Below are 17,834 nucleotides of genomic sequence, written 5' to 3' on the forward strand. Positions count from 1 at the left end.
TGCTCCTGCTCTTCGGCTTGTTGCTGTGACTGTTCTGCTTCTTTTTTACCAAATCCAAACCAAGACAGAAATTTGTTCTTTTTTCCCATGCTCGCTAAATACCGTATTAATAAATCTGATAGACTAGTGATGGTTCTCTAAATTGTCTTTACCTAAGACAACCAGAACCATAAGTGAGTAACATTAAAGCTAAGTTAATATTCATACTCAGCATTAACGTCAAAAATAAAATCAAAAATTAGCGCGCAGTGTATCATGTTCCGTAAAGATGAAAAATGTAGCTGCTGTGATTTATCTGAGCAAAAATATTAAGATTTCGTAATAAGTAGCATCTATGAGAAAAAAAACAGTTTCCAAAAATAACCAAAACGATGGTGTGATCCGTATAATCAGCGGTCAATTCCGTGGTAGAAAATTACCCGTAAAAGACGTTGCAGGACTTCGCCCAACTACGGATAGGATCAAAGAAACATTGTTCAATTGGTTAATGCAAGATACTAGAGATGCAACCGTTTTGGACTGTTTTGCAGGCTCAGGAGGATTGGGTTTCGAATGCTTGTCTCGTTTTGCCAAACAAGCGTGCTTTATAGAGCTCGATAGACAAGCTGCAGAACAGCTAAACACCAACATTAGTACACTCAAGCTAACTAATGCAACAGTGATAAATGGTAATACTCTTGATGTACTGAGCCGTGAAAATGAGCAAACACCTTTTAATCTCGTATTTGTCGATCCGCCTTTTAGAAAGGATCTAGCACAGCTATGCTGTACGCTATTAGAGCAAAATAATTGGCTATCAAGTGACTCGCTTATCTATGTAGAAGTTGAAAAAGAACTCGAATTTTCAGCTCCTCTGGGCTGGCAAATTCTTAAGGAAAAGCAGGCAGGACAAGTGTTGTGTCGACTTTACCAACGCCACGAATCAGTAAGTTAATATTTAGCTCTAATTTACGCTTTACATGTGGTGTTGCTTCGGATTACAATACCGCACCATTTTTGAACCACTTGATCAAAACTTGATCAGCGTGAGCATTGCTCATTAATTAGGTAGGTGAATTTTTAATGCCAGTAATTAAAGTAAGAGAAAACGAACCGTTTGACGTTGCACTTCGTCGTTTCAAGCGTTCATGTGAAAAAGCAGGTATCCTTTCAGAAGTTCGTCGTCGCGAGCACTATGAAAAGCCAACAGCTGAGCGTAAGCGCAAAAAAGCTGCAGCGGTTAAGCGTCACATGAAAAAGCTTTCTCGCGAAAACGCACGTCGCGTTAAATTATACTAATCGGTCTCGGTCTTGTATAAATGAGCCTTTTAACTAAGCTAAAAGACGCACAAAAAGATGCCATGCGTGCTAAAGACAAAATAAGTCTTGGCGCTATCCGCATGGTTCTTGCTGAAATAAAACAGCGCGAAATTGACAATCAAACAACACTAGATGATGCAGGTATCACTTCTGTATTAGTGAAGTTGGTTAAACAGCGCCGTGATTCTTTCACCCAGTATAAAGATGCTGGTCGTGATGATTTAGCTGAAATTGAAGCAAGTGAGATCGATGTACTAGAAGCTTTCTTACCTCAGCCATTGACTGAAGAAGAAATCATCGCATTGATTGATGCTGCAATTGCCGACACTGGCGCTGCAGGTATGCAAGACATGGGTAAAGTTATGGGCATAATCAAGTCCAAAGCTGAAGGTCGTGCCGATATGGGCAAAATCTCTGGCTTGATAAAACAACGATTAAGCGCATAATCCCGCGTACAGATTGTATGATTAAAGTGAACCGAGCCCTAGCGCTCGGTTTCTTCGTCTAGGTATAAGGGAACATCGTTAGAAATAATATGGCTGGAAAGATCCCAAGAGAGTTTATTGATGAGCTGCTTGATCGCACCGATATTGTCGATCTGATCGATGCGCGTGTCGGCTTAAAAAAAGCAGGAAAAGACTACCAGGCATGTTGTCCATTTCATAACGAAAAGTCACCTTCTTTTACGGTCTCTCGTGATAAGCAGTTTTATCACTGCTTTGGGTGTGGTGCCAACGGCAACGCTATCTCGTTTATGATGGAATATGACAAACTTGAGTTTGTGGATGCCATCGAAGAACTCGCCAGCTTACTAAATCTAGACGTTCCTCGCGAACAAGGCTCTGGAAAACCAGAACGTACCATTGAGCAAAACGTTCAGATTATGATCTGATGTTGCAAACAGCGCGTTTTTATCAACATCAACTGAAACACCACAAAAATTCTAGCCTAGTTATCGACTACGTTAAAGGCCGTGGCTTATCCGGTGAAACCGTTAAACATTACATGATTGGATACGCTCCTAGTGAGTGGGAATCCCTATGTCAACAGGTCGGACGCACGCCACAGCAACGTCAGCAGCTGCTGGAATTAAAGCTTGCTTCTGAAAAAACGCCTGGCAGACAGTTTGACTTCTTCCGCGATCGCCTCATGTTTCCTATTCGAGACAAACGCGGACGCGTTATTGCGTTTGGCGGTCGAGTCATGAGCAAGGACCAAGGGCCAAAATATTTAAACTCTCCAGAAACTAGAATCTTTCACAAAGGTTTTGAACTATATGGTCTTTTTGAAGCCAAACAGGCTAACGACAAATTAGATTGTGTTGTTATTGTTGAAGGCTACATGGATGTGGTAGCGTTAGCAGAACAAGGTATCAATTATGCCGTTGCGGCGCTGGGAACCGCCACGACAGCTGAACACATGCATACATTGTTTAGAACTACTGATACCGTTATTTGCTGTTACGATGGCGATAGAGCAGGAAAAGATGCGGCTTGGCGAGCACTAGAAAACGCTCTTCCTTACCTGAAAGATGGTAAGTCGCTGAGATTTGTATTTTTACCCGATGGGGAAGATCCTGACTCATTAGTTCAGCAAGAGGGTAAAGAGGCATTTGAAACCAGACTCACTCATGCCGATGACTTTTCCAAGGTACTATTTGATAAACTCGCACAAAGCTGTGAACTCACTAGTGATGCTGGTAAAGCCAAATTAATGAGTGAAGCTCTACCTATGATAAGTAAGATACCCAGTGACTATTATCAAGAAAGCTTACTGGAAAAGCTTGCGCGACTGATCGGCCGTACTCGTGAGCAGCTTTCTGCCAAGCTCGCAACACCGAAACAACAACATAACATTGAACGTAAGTTTAAAATTACACCCATGCGCCGAGCAATTGGACTGCTGATACAGCATCCACAACTGGCGACAAGTGTTGAGTACTTACCCGAGCTAGCACAAATGAATATACCTGGCATCCAACTGCTTTTAGAGCTGCAGTCGGTTTGCTTACAAAATACACACTACACCACGGCGCAACTGCTTGAATATTTTAGAGATATGCCGCAATACGATGCACTAAAAAAGCTCGCGGTGTGGCGACACGATATTAACGAACAAGCTCTAACTGAAGAATTCCAAAATACTTTTCAATTTATTGAGGATCAGTGTTTAAATTTTAGGTTAGAGACCTTATTAATTAAAGACAAAACAGAAGGCTTAAATAGCGAAGAACGGCTTGAATGCGCGCTTTTGACCCAAGCGTTAAGCAGCAGAAGAACTAGTCAAAATTAAATTTTGCTGTTATAATGTTCTATTCACTGCGTCATGCAAATTGTTCGGTGTTTTTTCGCTGGCGCCTGTTGTATCAACTTATCAGAGTGGAAGCATAAATCTCTATGGATCAATCTCCTCAGTCACAACTCAAACTTCTGATTCAGAAAGGTAAAGAGCAAGGGTACTTAACTTTTGCAGAAGTTAACGATCACCTTCCACAAGACATAATAGACTCAGATCAGGTAGAAGACATCATCAGTATGATCAATGATATGGGTATTCAGGTTGCTGAAAGTGCACCTGATGCCGATGAATTGATGATGCAAGAAACCACCACCGATGAAGATGCCGCAGAAGCAGCCGCCGCTGCACTTGCTACGGTTGAAAAAGAAATCGGTCGTACTACTGATCCTGTGCGCATGTACATGCGTGAAATGGGTACTGTTGAGCTATTGACCCGTGAGGGTGAAATTCAAATCGCGAAGCGAATTGAAGAAGGTATCAATCAGGTTCAAATCTCTGTGGCAGAGTATCCTGAAGCTATCACTTATCTATTGGAGCAATGGGACAAGTTTGAAGCCGACGAGATGCGCTTAAGCGACATCGTATCAGGCTTTTTCGACCCTAATGCCGAAGAAACACAAATCTCAGCAACACACATCGGCTCAGAACTTAGTGATGAAGACTTAGCTGACGAAGACGATGAAGATGATGAAGATAGCGACGATGATGAAGACGCAGATACAGGTCCAGATCCTGAAGAAGCGCGTATTCAATTCGAACAACTTCGCACACTTTACAACAAAGCACGTGAAGTATTTGAAAGCAAAGGCCGCGCTCATCCAGACTCACAGGCTGCTATCTTTGAAATTGGTGAATTATTCCGTACCTTCAAACTAGTACCAAAACAGTTTGACCGCATGGTTAACAACATGCGCGAAATGATGGACCGAGTTCGAGTTCAAGAACGTATCGTGATGAAGCAAGCGGTGCAAATTGCAAAAGTACCAAAGAAAACTTTTGTTAAGCATTTTGCAAACAACGAAACCGATATGGCTTGGGTAGACGCTGAAATCGCCGCAGGTGAAAAGCATTCAGAAAAGCTTGCTGAAGTTAAACCTGAAATCGAGCGCTGTATCAACAAGTTAAAGGCTATTGAAGAAAGCACTGGATTGACCGTTGAGCGTATTAAAGATATCAACCGTCGTATGAGCATCGGTGAAGCCAAAGCTCGCCGAGCTAAAAAAGAAATGGTTGAAGCTAACTTACGTCTAGTTATTTCAATTGCCAAAAAGTATACCAACCGTGGTTTGCAGTTCTTGGATCTTATCCAAGAAGGTAATATTGGTCTGATGAAAGCGGTAGATAAGTTTGAGTATCGCCGTGGTTATAAATTCTCAACCTATGCAACTTGGTGGATCCGTCAGGCAATTACTCGCTCTATCGCCGATCAGGCGCGTACGATCCGTATTCCAGTGCATATGATAGAGACAATTAATAAGCTTAATCGTATTTCTCGTCAAATGCTTCAGGAGATGGGCCGTGAACCCAACCCAGAAGAACTGGCTGAGCGTATGATGATGCCAGAAGATAAGATCCGAAAGGTGCTGAAAATTGCTAAAGAGCCGATTTCTATGGAAACACCGATCGGTGACGACGAAGATTCGCACTTAGGAGATTTCATCGAAGACACAACCATAGAGTCACCAATTGACTCTGCAACAATGGAAAGTCTTCGTGGTGCAACCAATGAAGTATTAGCGGGTCTTACCGCACGTGAAGCGAAGGTTTTACGTATGCGTTTTGGTATTGACATGAATACTGACCATACTCTTGAAGAGGTTGGTAAACAGTTTGACGTAACTCGTGAGCGTATTCGTCAGATCGAAGCTAAAGCATTGCGTAAGCTGCGCCACCCTTCACGTTCAGATCTTCTGAAAAGTTTCTTGGATGTAAAAGGTTAAACGACTTTTACGCCAACAGAATCTACGAAAGGCCGCTACCGCGGCCTTTTTAATAACTTGCACAATTTAGGAAAGCTCATGGCTTGGATCCAAATCCGCATTCACGCTAATAAAGAAACTGCCGATCATTTAAGCGACCTATTGCTTGATGTTGGCTGTCCGTCTGTCACCTTCATGGATGGCAGTAACAACCCTGTTTATGAGCCTAAACCCGGAGAAGTCATTCTTTGGCCTGACACCATAGTCATCGGTTTATTTGATGCCGCACATGATATGGATGAAGTCGTAGACTACCTCAAACAAAACAGTTCACAGCCGCTTACTTACAAAATTGAGCAACTTGAAGACAAAGATTGGGAGCGCGAATGGATGGATAATTTCCACCCCATCAAGTTTGGTGAGCGCTTATGGATCTGCCCGAGCTGGCGTGATGTGCCTGAACCCGATGCTGTGAACGTTTTGCTTGACCCAGGTTTAGCATTTGGCACAGGCACGCATGCAACAACTGCATTATGTTTAAAGTGGCTTGAAAGTCAGGATTTGGCTGGTAAAACCGTGGTTGACTTTGGTTGTGGCTCCGGCATTTTAGGGATTGCAGCAATCAAACTAGGTGCTGAACGTGTCATTGGCATCGATATAGACCCGCAAGCACTTGCAGCAAGCCTTGATAACGCGAAGCGAAATGGTGTGGCCGATCAATTAGAAGTTTACTTACCTGAGAATCAGCCTGAGTTTAGCGCCGACATTGTCGTTGCAAATATATTGGCACAACCCCTGCGTGACCTACATGAAATCATTCTAGGCTTCTTAAAACCACATGGAAAAATTGCCATGTCGGGAATTTTAGAAGAGCAAGCACTATCGGTGGCCAAAGTATATGAAAAATATGTAGACCTCGACGCGATAGCTCAGGAAGGAGAATGGACTCGCGTCAGTGGCAGTAAGCATAATTAACCCGTAAAAAGCATTTATGAGTTAGTAACTTGTAACAGCTAAAGCCTGTATTTAACAGGCTTTACTGTTTTTTCACAGCAGTAACTGCTGATATTGTCAACATCCCCTTCATTCTAACTGATTAAATTTCACCCAAATAAATCAGAGACTCAAACTGTTATAAAAAGTCAACCCAGTAAGTTCAAAAAAAAAGCAATAATGTTCAATTTATAGCCTTTGATTTTTGCAAAAAAAACCGTAAACTTAGCGCCCCTTGAAAAGAGGCAGATTGAACAACGTGCGTATTGGTCCATACCAACTTGATAACAACATTATTGTGGCCCCTATGGCAGGGATCACTGATAGACCTTTTCGACAGTTATGCCGTCGATTAGGCGCAGGTTTAGCTGTATCAGAAATGATGTCGTCAAATCCAAAGGTATGGAAAACAGATAAGTCTATGAACCGTATGGATCATCAAGGCGAGTCTGGCATACGCTCAGTGCAAATTGCTGGTGCCGATCCAGAATTGATGGCACAGGCTGCACAGTTCAATGTAGCAAATGGGGCGCAGATCATAGATATCAATATGGGCTGCCCTGCAAAGAAAGTGAATAAGAAACTAGCAGGTTCTGCATTGTTGCAGTATCCCGAGTTAGTGGAGCAGATAGTTCAAGCAGTAGTAGAAGCTGTAGAAGTACCTGTAACATTAAAAATCCGTACGGGTTGGGATACACAAAACCGCAACGGCGTAGAGATTGCTAAAATTGCTGAACGTAATGGCATTGCATCGCTTGCAGTACATGGCCGCACCAAAGCGTGTATGTACAAGGGCGAAGCTGAATACGCCACAATAAGGGATATTAAACGTGCAGTAAGTATACCTGTAGTCGCAAATGGAGATATTACTTCTCCACAAAAGGCAAAACAGGTACTGGATTACACGGGCGCAGATGCCATCATGATTGGTCGTGCCGCCCAAGGTCGCCCTTGGATATTTAGGGAGATAGACCACTTTTTGCGAACTGGAAAACAACTGCCAGCCCCAGAGGTTTCTGAGGTGCGTAGTATTTTGATGGAGCACTTAGTTAACCTTCATCAGTTTTACGGTGAGCCAATGGGAGCGCGCATCGCACGCAAGCATGTATCATGGTATTTGCAAGCCCACGACCAAGCAGGTCAGTTTAGGCGAGTATTTAATGCCCTCGAAACGCCAAATGAGCAAATTGAGGCATTGGAACAATACTTTGAAACACTAGCAGCTAACTAAGAAAGAAAGAGACATAACGATGTTCGAACAAAATGTGACTTCTCCATTTATCACTAACGCTCATGTTCAGTCACAAGAGAAACCGCAACCTTTACGCGATGCAGTAAAAAAAGCTGTTCATCACTACTTAAAGCAGCTTAACGGTCAAGATGTGCAAGACGTTTACGATCTTGTTCTTTCAGAGCTAGAAGCGCCGTTACTAGAAGAAGTAATGACGTACACGCGTGGTAACCAAACTCGCGCGGCAATCTTGTTAGGTATCAACCGTGGTACTTTACGCAAGAAGCTGAAAAAATACGGCATGAACTAAGCACCGCTTGGTTTTGACCTTCAACAAAAAGCACCTCAGGGTGCTTTTTTAACATCTAAACACCCTACTCCTTGTAACAGCCCGCACTAGCTAACGCCTTGCCCGAATTATAAATTCACAAAATCTCAATCATCAGCCAAGGTTTATGATCGTTTTCTTACGTAAATTAGGCTAAAATAGCGCCCTTCTAAGCTAGCCCTTAACTTATCATTGAGGAAACCTAAACCATCATGGATATACATCGTCCAATTCGTCGCGCGTTATTAAGCGTGTCAGATAAAACCGGTATCGTTGAATTAGCAAGCGCCTTGAGCGCTCAAGGTGTAGAGATCCTCTCTACTGGCGGTACATTTAAACTATTAACTGATAACGGCATTACTGCCACAGAAGTATCTGACTATACAGGTCACCCAGAGATCATGGATGGTCGTGTAAAAACGTTACACCCAAAAGTACATGGCGGCATTCTGGCACGTCGTGGACAAGACGAAGCAGTGATGGCCGAGAATGATATCTCTGCTATTGATATGGTTGTGGTTAACTTATACCCCTTTGCACAAACTGTTGCAAAAGCTGACTGTAGCCTTGAAGATGCCATAGAAAACATTGATATTGGTGGCCCAACCATGGTTCGTGCTGCCGCTAAAAACCATAAAGATGTCACAATTGTGGTTAATGCCAGCGACTATCAACGTGTTATTGATGAGCTAAAAGAAAACAACGGCTCTACAACATATAAAACACGCTTTGATTTGGCAATTGCGGCCTATGAGCACACCGCTCAATATGACGGTATGATAGCTAACTACTTCGGCAATATGGTGCCTGATTACACAGAAGAAGCTGCCGTAGAGACCAAGTTCCCTCGCACTATCAATATGCAGTTCACCAAAAAGCAAGACATGCGCTATGGTGAAAACTCACATCAAGATGCAGCCTTCTACATTGAAAACGACTTACAAGAAGCGTCTGTAGCAACCGCAAAGCAACTTCAAGGTAAAGCGCTATCATTCAACAATATTGCTGATACCGATGCGGCTCTTGAGTGTGTTAAAGAATTTGATGCACCGGCGTGTGTGATAGTAAAGCATGCTAACCCTTGTGGTGTTGCTGTTGATGAAAACATCCTTGCTGCTTACGACCGTGCATTTAAGACTGATCCTACCTCAGCATTTGGTGGCATCATCGCATTTAACCGTGAGCTAGACGGTAATACAGCAGAAGCTATCGTTGCTCGTCAATTTGTTGAAGTGATCATCGCACCAAGCGTTTCAGAAGAAGCAGCACAAATTGTTGCGGCGAAAAAGAATGTGCGCTTGTTAGAATGTGGTCAATGGCATACGAAGACGACTCAAGCTGATATCAAGCGTGTTAACGGTGGTATCTTAGTACAAGACAGAGACCAAGGCATGGTAACGCTAGACGACCTTACAGTGGTTTCTAAGCGTCAACCTACCGAACAAGAATTGAAAGATTTATTATTCTGCTGGAAAGTAGCCAAGTTCGTTAAGTCTAATGCGATTGTTTACGCCAGAGATGGTATGACAATTGGTGTGGGTGCCGGCCAAATGAGTCGCGTCTATTCAGCCAAAATTGCAGGTATCAAAGCCGCTGATGAAAACCTTGAAGTTAAGGGGTCTGTAATGGCATCTGATGCCTTTTTCCCATTCCGCGATGGCATAGATGCTGCCGCCGAAGCGGGTATTACAGCGGTCATTCAGCCAGGTGGTTCAATGCGTGATGAAGAAGTTATCGCGGCAGCGGACGAAGCGGGTATGGCAATGGTATTCACCGGAATGCGCCACTTCCGTCACTAATAATCACAGCGCGAACCGTTTAACGTTTCGCGCTTTTTGTTTGCACTAAATTCGAGTATTCTGCTTAAAACACAATCACAAAGTGAAGGAACAGAAAAATGAAATTTGGTTTAAAAACACTTCTTACTGCAGCCGTAGTGGCCGCACTAGCTGGTTGCAACGCAAATAACAGCGTCAACACAAACCAAGCTAGCGCAGCGATTGTTTCAGCCGTACAGAGTTCGGAGCGCCCTGAAGCACACCGCGTTCGAGATCAGTACCGTAATCCGGTGGAAACTTTAGAGTTCTTCGGTTTACAAAATGATATGACAGTGGTTGAGATCAGCCCAGGTGGCGGTTGGTACTCAGAAATTTTGGCTCCCACGCTAAAAGGTAAAGGTACGCTTTATGCGGCTCATTTCCCTGCTGACTCTGAGATAGGCTATTACAAGAAGTCACTTGCCAACTTTAAAGATAAAGTTGCTAATGATCCTCGTTATAGTGAAGTGAAAATCACCGAGTTCTTTCCTGTGACCCATTTGGATATCGCTCCGGCGAGCAGCGCTGACATGGTACTGACTTTTAGAAATGTCCATAACTGGTACATGCAAAAAGACCATGACGGTTTGTTAAGTGCGTTTAAAGCATTTAATAAGGCGCTCAAACCAGGCGGTATTTTAGGTGTTGTTGAACATCAGCTGCCAGAAGACCGCGATGATGTCGAGCAAAAAAGTTCTGGCTATATGAAGCTAAGCTATGTGGTTGATGTAGCTAAACAAGCTGGATTCGAATTAGTGGCTCAAAGCGATATTAACGCCAACCCTAAAGATAGCGCAGATCACCCTAAAGGCGTTTGGACTTTACCACCCCATTTAACTATGGGTGAAGAACAGGCCGAAAAATACAAAGCTATCGGGGAAAGCAATCGCATGACTCTAAAATTTAAGAAGCTTTAAATAGGAAAATTTCGCCATGAATGTACTCGTCATTGGCAGTGGTGGCCGCGAACACGCACTAGCGTTCAAAGCTGCTCAAAATCCATCGGTAAAAACGGTATATGTTGCTCCAGGTAACGCTGGAACGGCGCTGGAACCAAAATTAACCAATGTTGCCATTGGTGTTGAAGATCTAGACGCATTAGTAACGTTTGCAAAAGAGAACAACATCGAACTGACCATTGTCGGCCCCGAAGCGCCCTTAGTAATCGGCGTTGTTGACCGCTTCCGCGAAGAAGGGCTGGCAATTTTTGGTCCAACGGCAGCAGCCGCACAACTGGAAGGTTCAAAGTCTTTCACCAAAGACTTTTTAGCTCGTCATGACATTCCAACAGCCAACTACCAAACGTTCGAACAAGTTGAGCCAGCTTTGGCTTACCTTAAAGAACAAGGCGCACCTATCGTCATTAAAGCCGATGGCTTAGCAGCCGGCAAAGGGGTAATTGTCGCAATGACCGAAGCTGAAGCTGAAGAAGCCATTCGTGACATGCTTGCGGGTAATGCGTTTGGTGACGCTGGCAGCCGTGTTGTCATTGAAGAGTTTCTAGAAGGTGAAGAAGCGTCATTTATCGTCATGGTAGATGGTAAGAATGTCCTCCCTTTTGCTACCAGTCAGGACCATAAACGCGCTTACAACGGCGATAAGGGCCCTAACACTGGCGGAATGGGCGCATACTCACCGGCACCGGTCGTCACACCTGACATTCATCAACGCATCATGGATGAAGTCATTCATCCAACCGTTGAAGGAATGGCAAGCGAAGGCAATCCATATACAGGCTTCCTATACGCAGGTTTGATGATTACCGAAGATGGTACACCAAAAGTAATCGAGTACAACTGCCGTTTTGGTGACCCTGAGACTCAGCCAATCATGTTGCGTTTGCAATCAGATTTAGTAGAACTTATCGAAGCGGCTAATCGAGAAGAGTTGGATAAGATTGATATTAGATTTGATCCGCGTGCAGCTGTGGGTGTAGTGCTAGCAGCAAAAGGTTACCCTGGTAACTACCCTAAAGGGGATGTCATCAGTGGCCTGCAAGTCAGCTACCCTGAGGGCGAAAAAGTATTTCATGCTGGTACTAAGCAAGATGGCGAAGACGTGGTCACATCCGGTGGTCGAGTATTATGTGCAACGGCACTTGGTCATTCAGTAACAGAGGCGCAAAAGCGCGCCTATTCACTGGTTAAAGATATCCACTGGGATGGTGTTGAGTACCGCACCGATATTGGCTATCGCGCGATTGCCAGAGAACAATAATACTACACACTTAGCAGGTCAGGGTTAACTGACCTGCTTTTTACAAATCTCCCTCAGCTCCTCGATAACACATTCGCAACATACAAAAAATTCGGTATACTCAAAGCATTAGCATCGCTTTAGGAATTATCATGTCACAAAAGTATCGAGTCGTGTTTATCGGTTTACAAAGCACTACGTCAGCCGAAGAGGTTGTGACAACGCTAAGCTCTAAACTCAACATTCCAGCTCAAAAAGTTGAGGCATTTCTTGCCAAAAAGCCACTATTTGCGCCAGCGGAACAAAGTAAATCTTTAAAGCAAGTTAAGCTACTAGAAAGAATGGGTGTAAAAGCAAAACTGGTCGCCGTAGAACAAGCACCTCACTCATCTTCGCAAAATCAAAAAGATGAACGCGTATTTGAAGCACTAGATTACATTACGAGTAGTTTAATTCGTATCGAAGAGCGCCTAGAAGAGCTAGAGCAACGCCTAACTGACGAGCCTGAAGAACACAAAAATGATTCTAAGTCTGATAGCTGGCAAGAAGATGAACTATTTGAAGAGTTGGATCTTGATATGGAACCTGTCAAGAAGATCCCCACTCGCACGCTGCAATACACCTTAGCGGTCGTCCTTATATTACTTCTAACCGTGTTAGCGCTGGCTATTATTTATCCGCAATGGTTCAATTTATAGTAGAGAAGTTATGCACAATGCCCAAAATTCCTCTTTGTCTCGTTCACAAATTCGAAAGAGTATTCGAAATGCGAGAAAAAGTTTAAGTAATTTTGAACAAGAACAAGCCGCGAAAAAAATTAATATTAATTTTTTTCAACATAAGAAACTTCCCAAAAACGCCCGGATCGGGCTTTATCTGAGCAATGATGGAGAGCTTGATACCTCACTTTTAATTCAGTCACTTATAAAAGAAAATCACCACGTATTCCTGCCCATTATACACCCCTTTAACGGCACCACATTGCTGTTCCAAAGATATGAAAAAAATTCACCCATGACGCTGAATCGCTATGCTATCTTGGAGCCACAGTTGAATTGCAGTCATATTTGCCCCTTATACGAGCTAGATTACCTCTTGATGCCCCTTGTGGCATTCGATAAAGAGGGTAACCGCTTAGGTATGGGAGGCGGCTACTACGATAAAACCTTGGCGCGATACTATCGTGAGCAAATGCAAAAGCCAGAACTAATTGGCCTAGCTCACGACTGTCAGCAAGTTGACAAGCTGCCAATACAAGCTTGGGATGTTCCACTACAACAGATCATCACGCCCAGCAAATTTTATCAATGGTAAATAATATTCAGGCTCATTCTGCGGACACAATTACGGTATACTCTGATCGTTCAATTTGACAACACAGTGAATTACGTAATGACCCAAGATGAAATGAAAAAAGCGGCAGCCTGGGCTGCATTAGAATATGTAAAAAAAGACACCATTGTTGGTGTAGGAACAGGCTCTACCGTAAACCACTTTATTGATGCCCTTGGCAGCATCAAAGACCAAATTAAAGGGGCGGTTTCCAGTTCTGAAGCATCAACTGAAAAGCTTAAAGCGTTGGGTATTGAAGTATTTGAGCTCAACGACGTTGACCAGCTAGATGTGTATGTTGATGGCGCTGATGAAATTAATACTAGCAACGACATGATTAAAGGCGGTGGTGCAGCGTTAACACGAGAGAAAATTGTCGCAGCAGTCGCACAACAATTTATTTGTATCGTGGACAACACTAAACACGTAGCAACTTTGGGAGCTTTCCCGTTACCTGTTGAAGTGATCCCGATGGCACGCAGCTATGTGGCACGTGAATTATTAAAGCTTGGTGGTGACCCCGTGTATAGGCAAGGGGTTGTTACCGATAACGGCAATGTCATCCTTGATGTGCATAATCTGCAGATCAAAGAGCCAAAGCAGTTAGAAGAAAGCATAAACCAGATTGTCGGCGTAGTAACCAACGGCTTATTTGCCCATCGTGGTGCCGACATTGTTATTACTGGAACCCCTGAGGGTCCTAAAATCAGCTAAATAGGAATGAGTCATGAGTAAGGTATCGTTAGCCAAAGATAAGATCAAAATCTTGTTGTTAGAAGGTGTGCACCAAAGTGCCGTCGAAACCCTAAAGCGCAACGGTTACAGCAACATTGATTATGTGAAAACATCGTTACCTGAAAATGAACTTAAAGAGCGCATTAAGGATGCCCACTTTGTGGGGATCCGCTCTCGCACCCACTTAACTGAATCAGTGCTGAGTGCTGCTGAAAAACTCGTCGCTATCGGCTGCTTTTGTATTGGTACTAACCAAGTTGATTTAAACGCTGCGAAAGAACGTGGTATCGCCGTTTTTAACGCGCCTTTTTCTAATACACGTTCAGTCGCTGAGCTAGTACTGGGAGAGATTTTATTGTTACTTCGTGGTATCCCACAGCGAAACGCTATGGCACACCGTGGAGAGTGGTTTAAGTCAGCAATCGGATCATACGAGGCGCGTGGTAAAACACTCGGTATCATAGGATACGGACATATCGGTACACAGCTTGGCATCATGGCCGAAAATATCGGTATGAAAGTAGAGTTTTATGATATTGAAGACAAGCTAACACTTGGTAATGCTCAGCAAATTCAGAACCTGACACAACTATTACAACGTTCAGATGTGGTGAGCTTACATGTGCCTGAAACGCCATCAACAAAAAATTTAATAGGTATGGCTGAGTTTGAAGTGATGAAACAAGGGGCAATCCTTATCAACGCTTCACGCGGTACAGTGGTAGACATCGACGCCCTAGCAGAAGCTTTACGAGATAAAAAGCTCTCTGGCGCGGCCATTGATGTATTCCCTGTTGAGCCAAAGTCAAATGACGAAGAATTTGTTTCTCCACTACGTGAATTTGACAACGTGATCCTTACACCTCACGTAGGCGGTTCAACACAAGAAGCGCAAGAAAACATTGGCATCGAAGTAGCTGGTAAAATCGCTAAATACTCAGATAACGGCTCAACACTTAGCGCCGTAAACTTCCCAGAAGTTGCGCTGCCTGAACTGGCAAATCGTAGTCGCCTGCTGCACGTTCACCAAAACCGTCCTGGTATATTGACGCAAATTAACCAAGCCTTTGCACAGCATGGTATCAACATTGCAGCTCAATATCTGCAAACCGATGATACCATCGGCTACGTAGTCATTGATGTAGACAGTGACCACTCTGAGGTAGCCTTAAAAGAGCTAAGTGCTGTTGAGGGCACTATCCGAGCTAGGATTTTGCACTAATCTCTATTTACATTAATGAAAGAGGCCGCTGATTGCGGCCTTTTTCATGACGAGCCTCGCTTTATGACCCTTCTACTTTCAAATTAAGAAAGTCCGCGGCAGCTTCAGGCTGACCATAAAGCTCATTTAGCCGCTTGGTGAGGCTTGGAAAATTCATACCCTCAGGTAACTGAGCCGATATGTGCAATCGCTGCAGGCCATCGGCGAATGCCAGTAACGCATCCTTGGTTTTTTGTGTAGAGTCAGCACTATAAACTTGCTCAGTGAACATTTGTTTAAATGCCTCTCTGTCCAGCCCTTGGTTTTTTAGATGTTGATCCAGTAAATCTGATAACCGGCCAAGGCTGTTTACCTCCAACATAAAAGCACGTGGCTCTAGTTGTATCCATGCATCTGACATACGCTCTGAATCATTGGGCGAATTTAACGCATTACTTTGCTTATCCATTTGTAACTTTTGTTGACGACGTGCATGATAGGCTTCCATAAAAGGTGTCGCGTTATGAAAGTTGGCAGACATCGCCATTGATACGACCTTTTTTGCGTCCATCCCCAGCTTAATTTCAAGCGCTCCTGAGTCTGGTTCGTAGGCCATTGCAAAGGCAAAATCAAAACGACTCTCCAGCAACAAAGGCGGAAATGTTGTTGGCTGCTGCCAAGCTGGTTTATTTAAGCGCACACCATTTAAACGCACCTCGGTAAATTCACTAAGCTCATCTGGGCGAAAACCCTGCATAGACATAAGTTCAACACTTGCCATCTTTTGATCAGCCGCATTTTTTACCTCTAGTCCCCTGACACTTATTTTGTCACTAAGTAGGTGTACATCTACACTGGCGTACTCTATCTCAACATTGCTTTCTATTTCTATTAAGGAAAGCTGTTTTAGAAGCTCTTCTTCTGCTGCTTGATTAGCCAAATGCTGTATTACGCCGTAAACAACTAACCCAACACCTACCACCATCAATAGGATCTTTCTCATTATGATTTCCTACTAAAATAGCGCTTCAAGCGCTTCACTGAGACTATTAACACCAATCACTTCCATGCCTTCAATCGGTTCTTTTGGTTTGTTCGCATTGGGCACAATTGCACGCTTAAAGCCGTGTTTAGCAGCCTCTTTTAAACGCTCCTGACCGCTAGGTACTGGCCTTATTTCTCCACCTAGCCCCACTTCACCAAACACCACAAGCTGCCGCTCTAGCGCATAGTTTTTGAAACTTGATACCAAAGCAACGATCAAAGCCAGATCCGCGCTGGTTTCAGAGACCTTCACGCCACCCACAACATTGACAAAAACGTCCTGATCCGCAACCTGTAAGCCGCCATGGCGATGCAGCACAGCCAATAACATAGCCAAACGATTTTGTTCTAACCCTACTGTGACCCGTCGTGGATTTGCCAGCTGTGAATAATCAACCAGCGCCTGTACCTCAACAAGCAGTGGACGTGTTCCTTCCCAAATGACCATAACAAGAGAACCTGGCGTTTGTTCTTCGCCTCTGTTTAGGAAAATTGCAGAAGGATTACTGACTTCTTTGAGCCCTTGCCCCGTCATCGCAAACACCCCAAGCTCATTAACCGCACCAAATCGGTTTTTATTACCGCGCAACGTACGAAAACGGCTATCAGAGCTGCCTTCTAGTAAAATCGAACAGTCAATACAGTGCTCCAGTACTTTTGGACCAGCCAAACTACCATCCTTGGTGACATGGCCGACCATAAAAATAGCCACTTGGTTTTGTTTCGCAAAACGGGTTAAATAGGCCGCACTTTCTCGCACTTGAGAAACACTTCCAGGTGCCGACTGTACATCACTCATGTGCATAACTTGAATGGAGTCGATAACCATAATACTGGGCTTCTCTTGTAGAGCCAGTTGACAAATCGTTTCCACATTAGTCTCGGCCAAGGTGCGTAATTTATCTGTGGGTAACCCCAAACGATGAGCCCGCATGGCGACCTGCTGTAACGATTCTTCTCCCGTCACATACAAGGTATTCATGTTTTGCGCTAACAAACACATGGTCTGTAAGAGTACGGTACTCTTACCCGCTCCAGGAGAGCCACCAATCAAGATAGCACTGCCAGGCACCACCCCGCCTCCCAATACGCGGTCAAACTCTTTAAACCCTGTACTAAAACGAGGAAGACTCTCAAGGTTTACTTCATCTAAAGTCTGTACTTTAGCTTCCACCATTCCCGCATATCCAGCCATTGCAGCACTGCGCGGTGGTGCTTTCACTGAGGGGACGCGAAACTCCGTCACGGTATTCCATGCACGACACTCTGAGCATTGCCCCTGCCATCTGGCAAACTCAGCACCACAATCACTACATACAAAGGCTGTTTTCTTTTTAACCATACTTTAAGGCACACTTTTTGCTTATACTTATAACTCAATCTCTGTGCAATATAACCACTGCAATAGCAGACGAAGTTAACAGAATTGTTTAGAATAAAT

16 protein-coding genes and 1 pseudogene are annotated in these 17,834 nt (G+C 43.9%); 15 read left to right on the forward strand and 2 right to left on the reverse strand.

Annotated elements, in window-relative coordinates; translation table 11 throughout:
- Nucleotides 1–334 precede the first annotated feature (334 nt).
- The 15 genes and pseudogenes from rsmD (at nt 335) to serA (ending at nt 15,370) form a co-directional block, all read left to right on the forward strand.
- Nucleotides 335–934 carry a 16S rRNA (guanine(966)-N(2))-methyltransferase RsmD gene (gene rsmD / locus C2M32_RS15465; RefSeq protein WP_105169190.1) on the forward strand — a complete coding sequence of 200 codons (600 nt, stop codon included), beginning with the start codon at nt 335–337 and terminating at the stop codon, nt 932–934.
- A 128-nt stretch (nt 935–1,062) separates the two neighbouring features.
- Complete coding sequence (gene rpsU / locus C2M32_RS15470; RefSeq protein WP_010362466.1) at nt 1,063–1,278, forward strand: 30S ribosomal protein S21; 216 nt, start codon at nt 1,063–1,065, stop codon at nt 1,276–1,278.
- A gap of 20 nt (nt 1,279–1,298) precedes the next feature.
- Nucleotides 1,299–1,745: a GatB/YqeY domain-containing protein gene (locus tag C2M32_RS15475; protein ID WP_105169191.1), complete on the forward strand. Its 447-nt coding sequence runs from the start codon at nt 1,299–1,301 to the stop codon at nt 1,743–1,745.
- A gap of 89 nt (nt 1,746–1,834) precedes the next feature.
- Nucleotides 1,835–3,591 (forward strand): annotated as a pseudogene (dnaG, locus tag C2M32_RS15480) (DNA primase).
- Nucleotides 3,592–3,695: 104 nt separating this feature from the next.
- The gene (gene rpoD, locus C2M32_RS15485; protein WP_105169192.1) at nt 3,696–5,537 is read left to right on the forward strand and encodes an RNA polymerase sigma factor RpoD; all 1,842 of its coding nucleotides are present in this window, start codon (nt 3,696–3,698) and stop codon (nt 5,535–5,537) included.
- 78 nt (nt 5,538–5,615) lie between these two features.
- On the forward strand, nt 5,616–6,491 hold the full coding sequence (gene prmA / locus C2M32_RS15490; protein WP_105169193.1) for a 50S ribosomal protein L11 methyltransferase: 876 nt from the start codon (nt 5,616–5,618) through the stop codon (nt 6,489–6,491).
- A 277-nt stretch (nt 6,492–6,768) separates the two neighbouring features.
- Complete coding sequence (gene dusB / locus C2M32_RS15495) at nt 6,769–7,740, forward strand: tRNA dihydrouridine synthase DusB (protein WP_199886176.1); 972 nt, start codon at nt 6,769–6,771, stop codon at nt 7,738–7,740.
- A 19-nt stretch (nt 7,741–7,759) separates the two neighbouring features.
- Nucleotides 7,760–8,050, forward strand: coding sequence for a DNA-binding transcriptional regulator Fis (gene fis, locus C2M32_RS15500; RefSeq protein ID WP_005491017.1), 291 nt, complete (start codon nt 7,760–7,762; stop codon nt 8,048–8,050).
- Nucleotides 8,051–8,280: 230 nt separating this feature from the next.
- Nucleotides 8,281–9,867, forward strand: coding sequence for a bifunctional phosphoribosylaminoimidazolecarboxamide formyltransferase/IMP cyclohydrolase (gene purH, locus C2M32_RS15505; protein ID WP_105169195.1), 1,587 nt, complete (start codon nt 8,281–8,283; stop codon nt 9,865–9,867).
- A gap of 98 nt (nt 9,868–9,965) precedes the next feature.
- Nucleotides 9,966–10,802 carry a class I SAM-dependent methyltransferase gene (locus C2M32_RS15510; protein WP_105169196.1) on the forward strand — a complete coding sequence of 279 codons (837 nt, stop codon included), beginning with the start codon at nt 9,966–9,968 and terminating at the stop codon, nt 10,800–10,802.
- A gap of 16 nt (nt 10,803–10,818) precedes the next feature.
- Nucleotides 10,819–12,102 (forward strand): phosphoribosylamine--glycine ligase, encoded by a 1,284-nt coding sequence (purD, locus tag C2M32_RS15515; RefSeq protein WP_105169197.1) that lies wholly within the window; start codon nt 10,819–10,821, stop codon nt 12,100–12,102.
- A 131-nt stretch (nt 12,103–12,233) separates the two neighbouring features.
- Nucleotides 12,234–12,779: a hypothetical protein gene (locus tag C2M32_RS15520; protein WP_105169198.1), complete on the forward strand. Its 546-nt coding sequence runs from the start codon at nt 12,234–12,236 to the stop codon at nt 12,777–12,779.
- 10 nt (nt 12,780–12,789) lie between these two features.
- Entirely contained in the window at nt 12,790–13,395 is a 606-nt protein-coding gene (locus C2M32_RS15525; protein WP_105169199.1) for a 5-formyltetrahydrofolate cyclo-ligase, read from the forward strand.
- A 78-nt stretch (nt 13,396–13,473) separates the two neighbouring features.
- The gene (gene rpiA / locus C2M32_RS15530; RefSeq protein WP_105169200.1) at nt 13,474–14,127 is read left to right on the forward strand and encodes a ribose-5-phosphate isomerase RpiA; all 654 of its coding nucleotides are present in this window, start codon (nt 13,474–13,476) and stop codon (nt 14,125–14,127) included.
- A gap of 13 nt (nt 14,128–14,140) precedes the next feature.
- Entirely contained in the window at nt 14,141–15,370 is a 1,230-nt protein-coding gene (gene serA, locus C2M32_RS15535; RefSeq protein ID WP_105169201.1) for a phosphoglycerate dehydrogenase, read from the forward strand.
- A 61-nt stretch (nt 15,371–15,431) separates the two neighbouring features.
- Here the strand turns inward: serA and C2M32_RS15540 are convergent, their stop codons facing one another.
- Nucleotides 15,432–16,352 (reverse strand): hypothetical protein, encoded by a 921-nt coding sequence (locus C2M32_RS15540; protein WP_105169202.1) that lies wholly within the window; start codon nt 16,350–16,352, stop codon nt 15,432–15,434.
- A gap of 12 nt (nt 16,353–16,364) precedes the next feature.
- On the reverse strand, nt 16,365–17,735 hold the full coding sequence (gene radA / locus C2M32_RS15545; RefSeq protein WP_105169203.1) for a DNA repair protein RadA: 1,371 nt from the start codon (nt 17,733–17,735) through the stop codon (nt 16,365–16,367).
- Nucleotides 17,736–17,834: the final 99 nt, after the last annotated feature.

It is taken from the genome of Pseudoalteromonas sp. T1lg23B (assembly GCF_002964665.1).
In the GTDB taxonomy this organism is placed as follows: domain Bacteria; phylum Pseudomonadota; class Gammaproteobacteria; order Enterobacterales; family Alteromonadaceae; genus Pseudoalteromonas.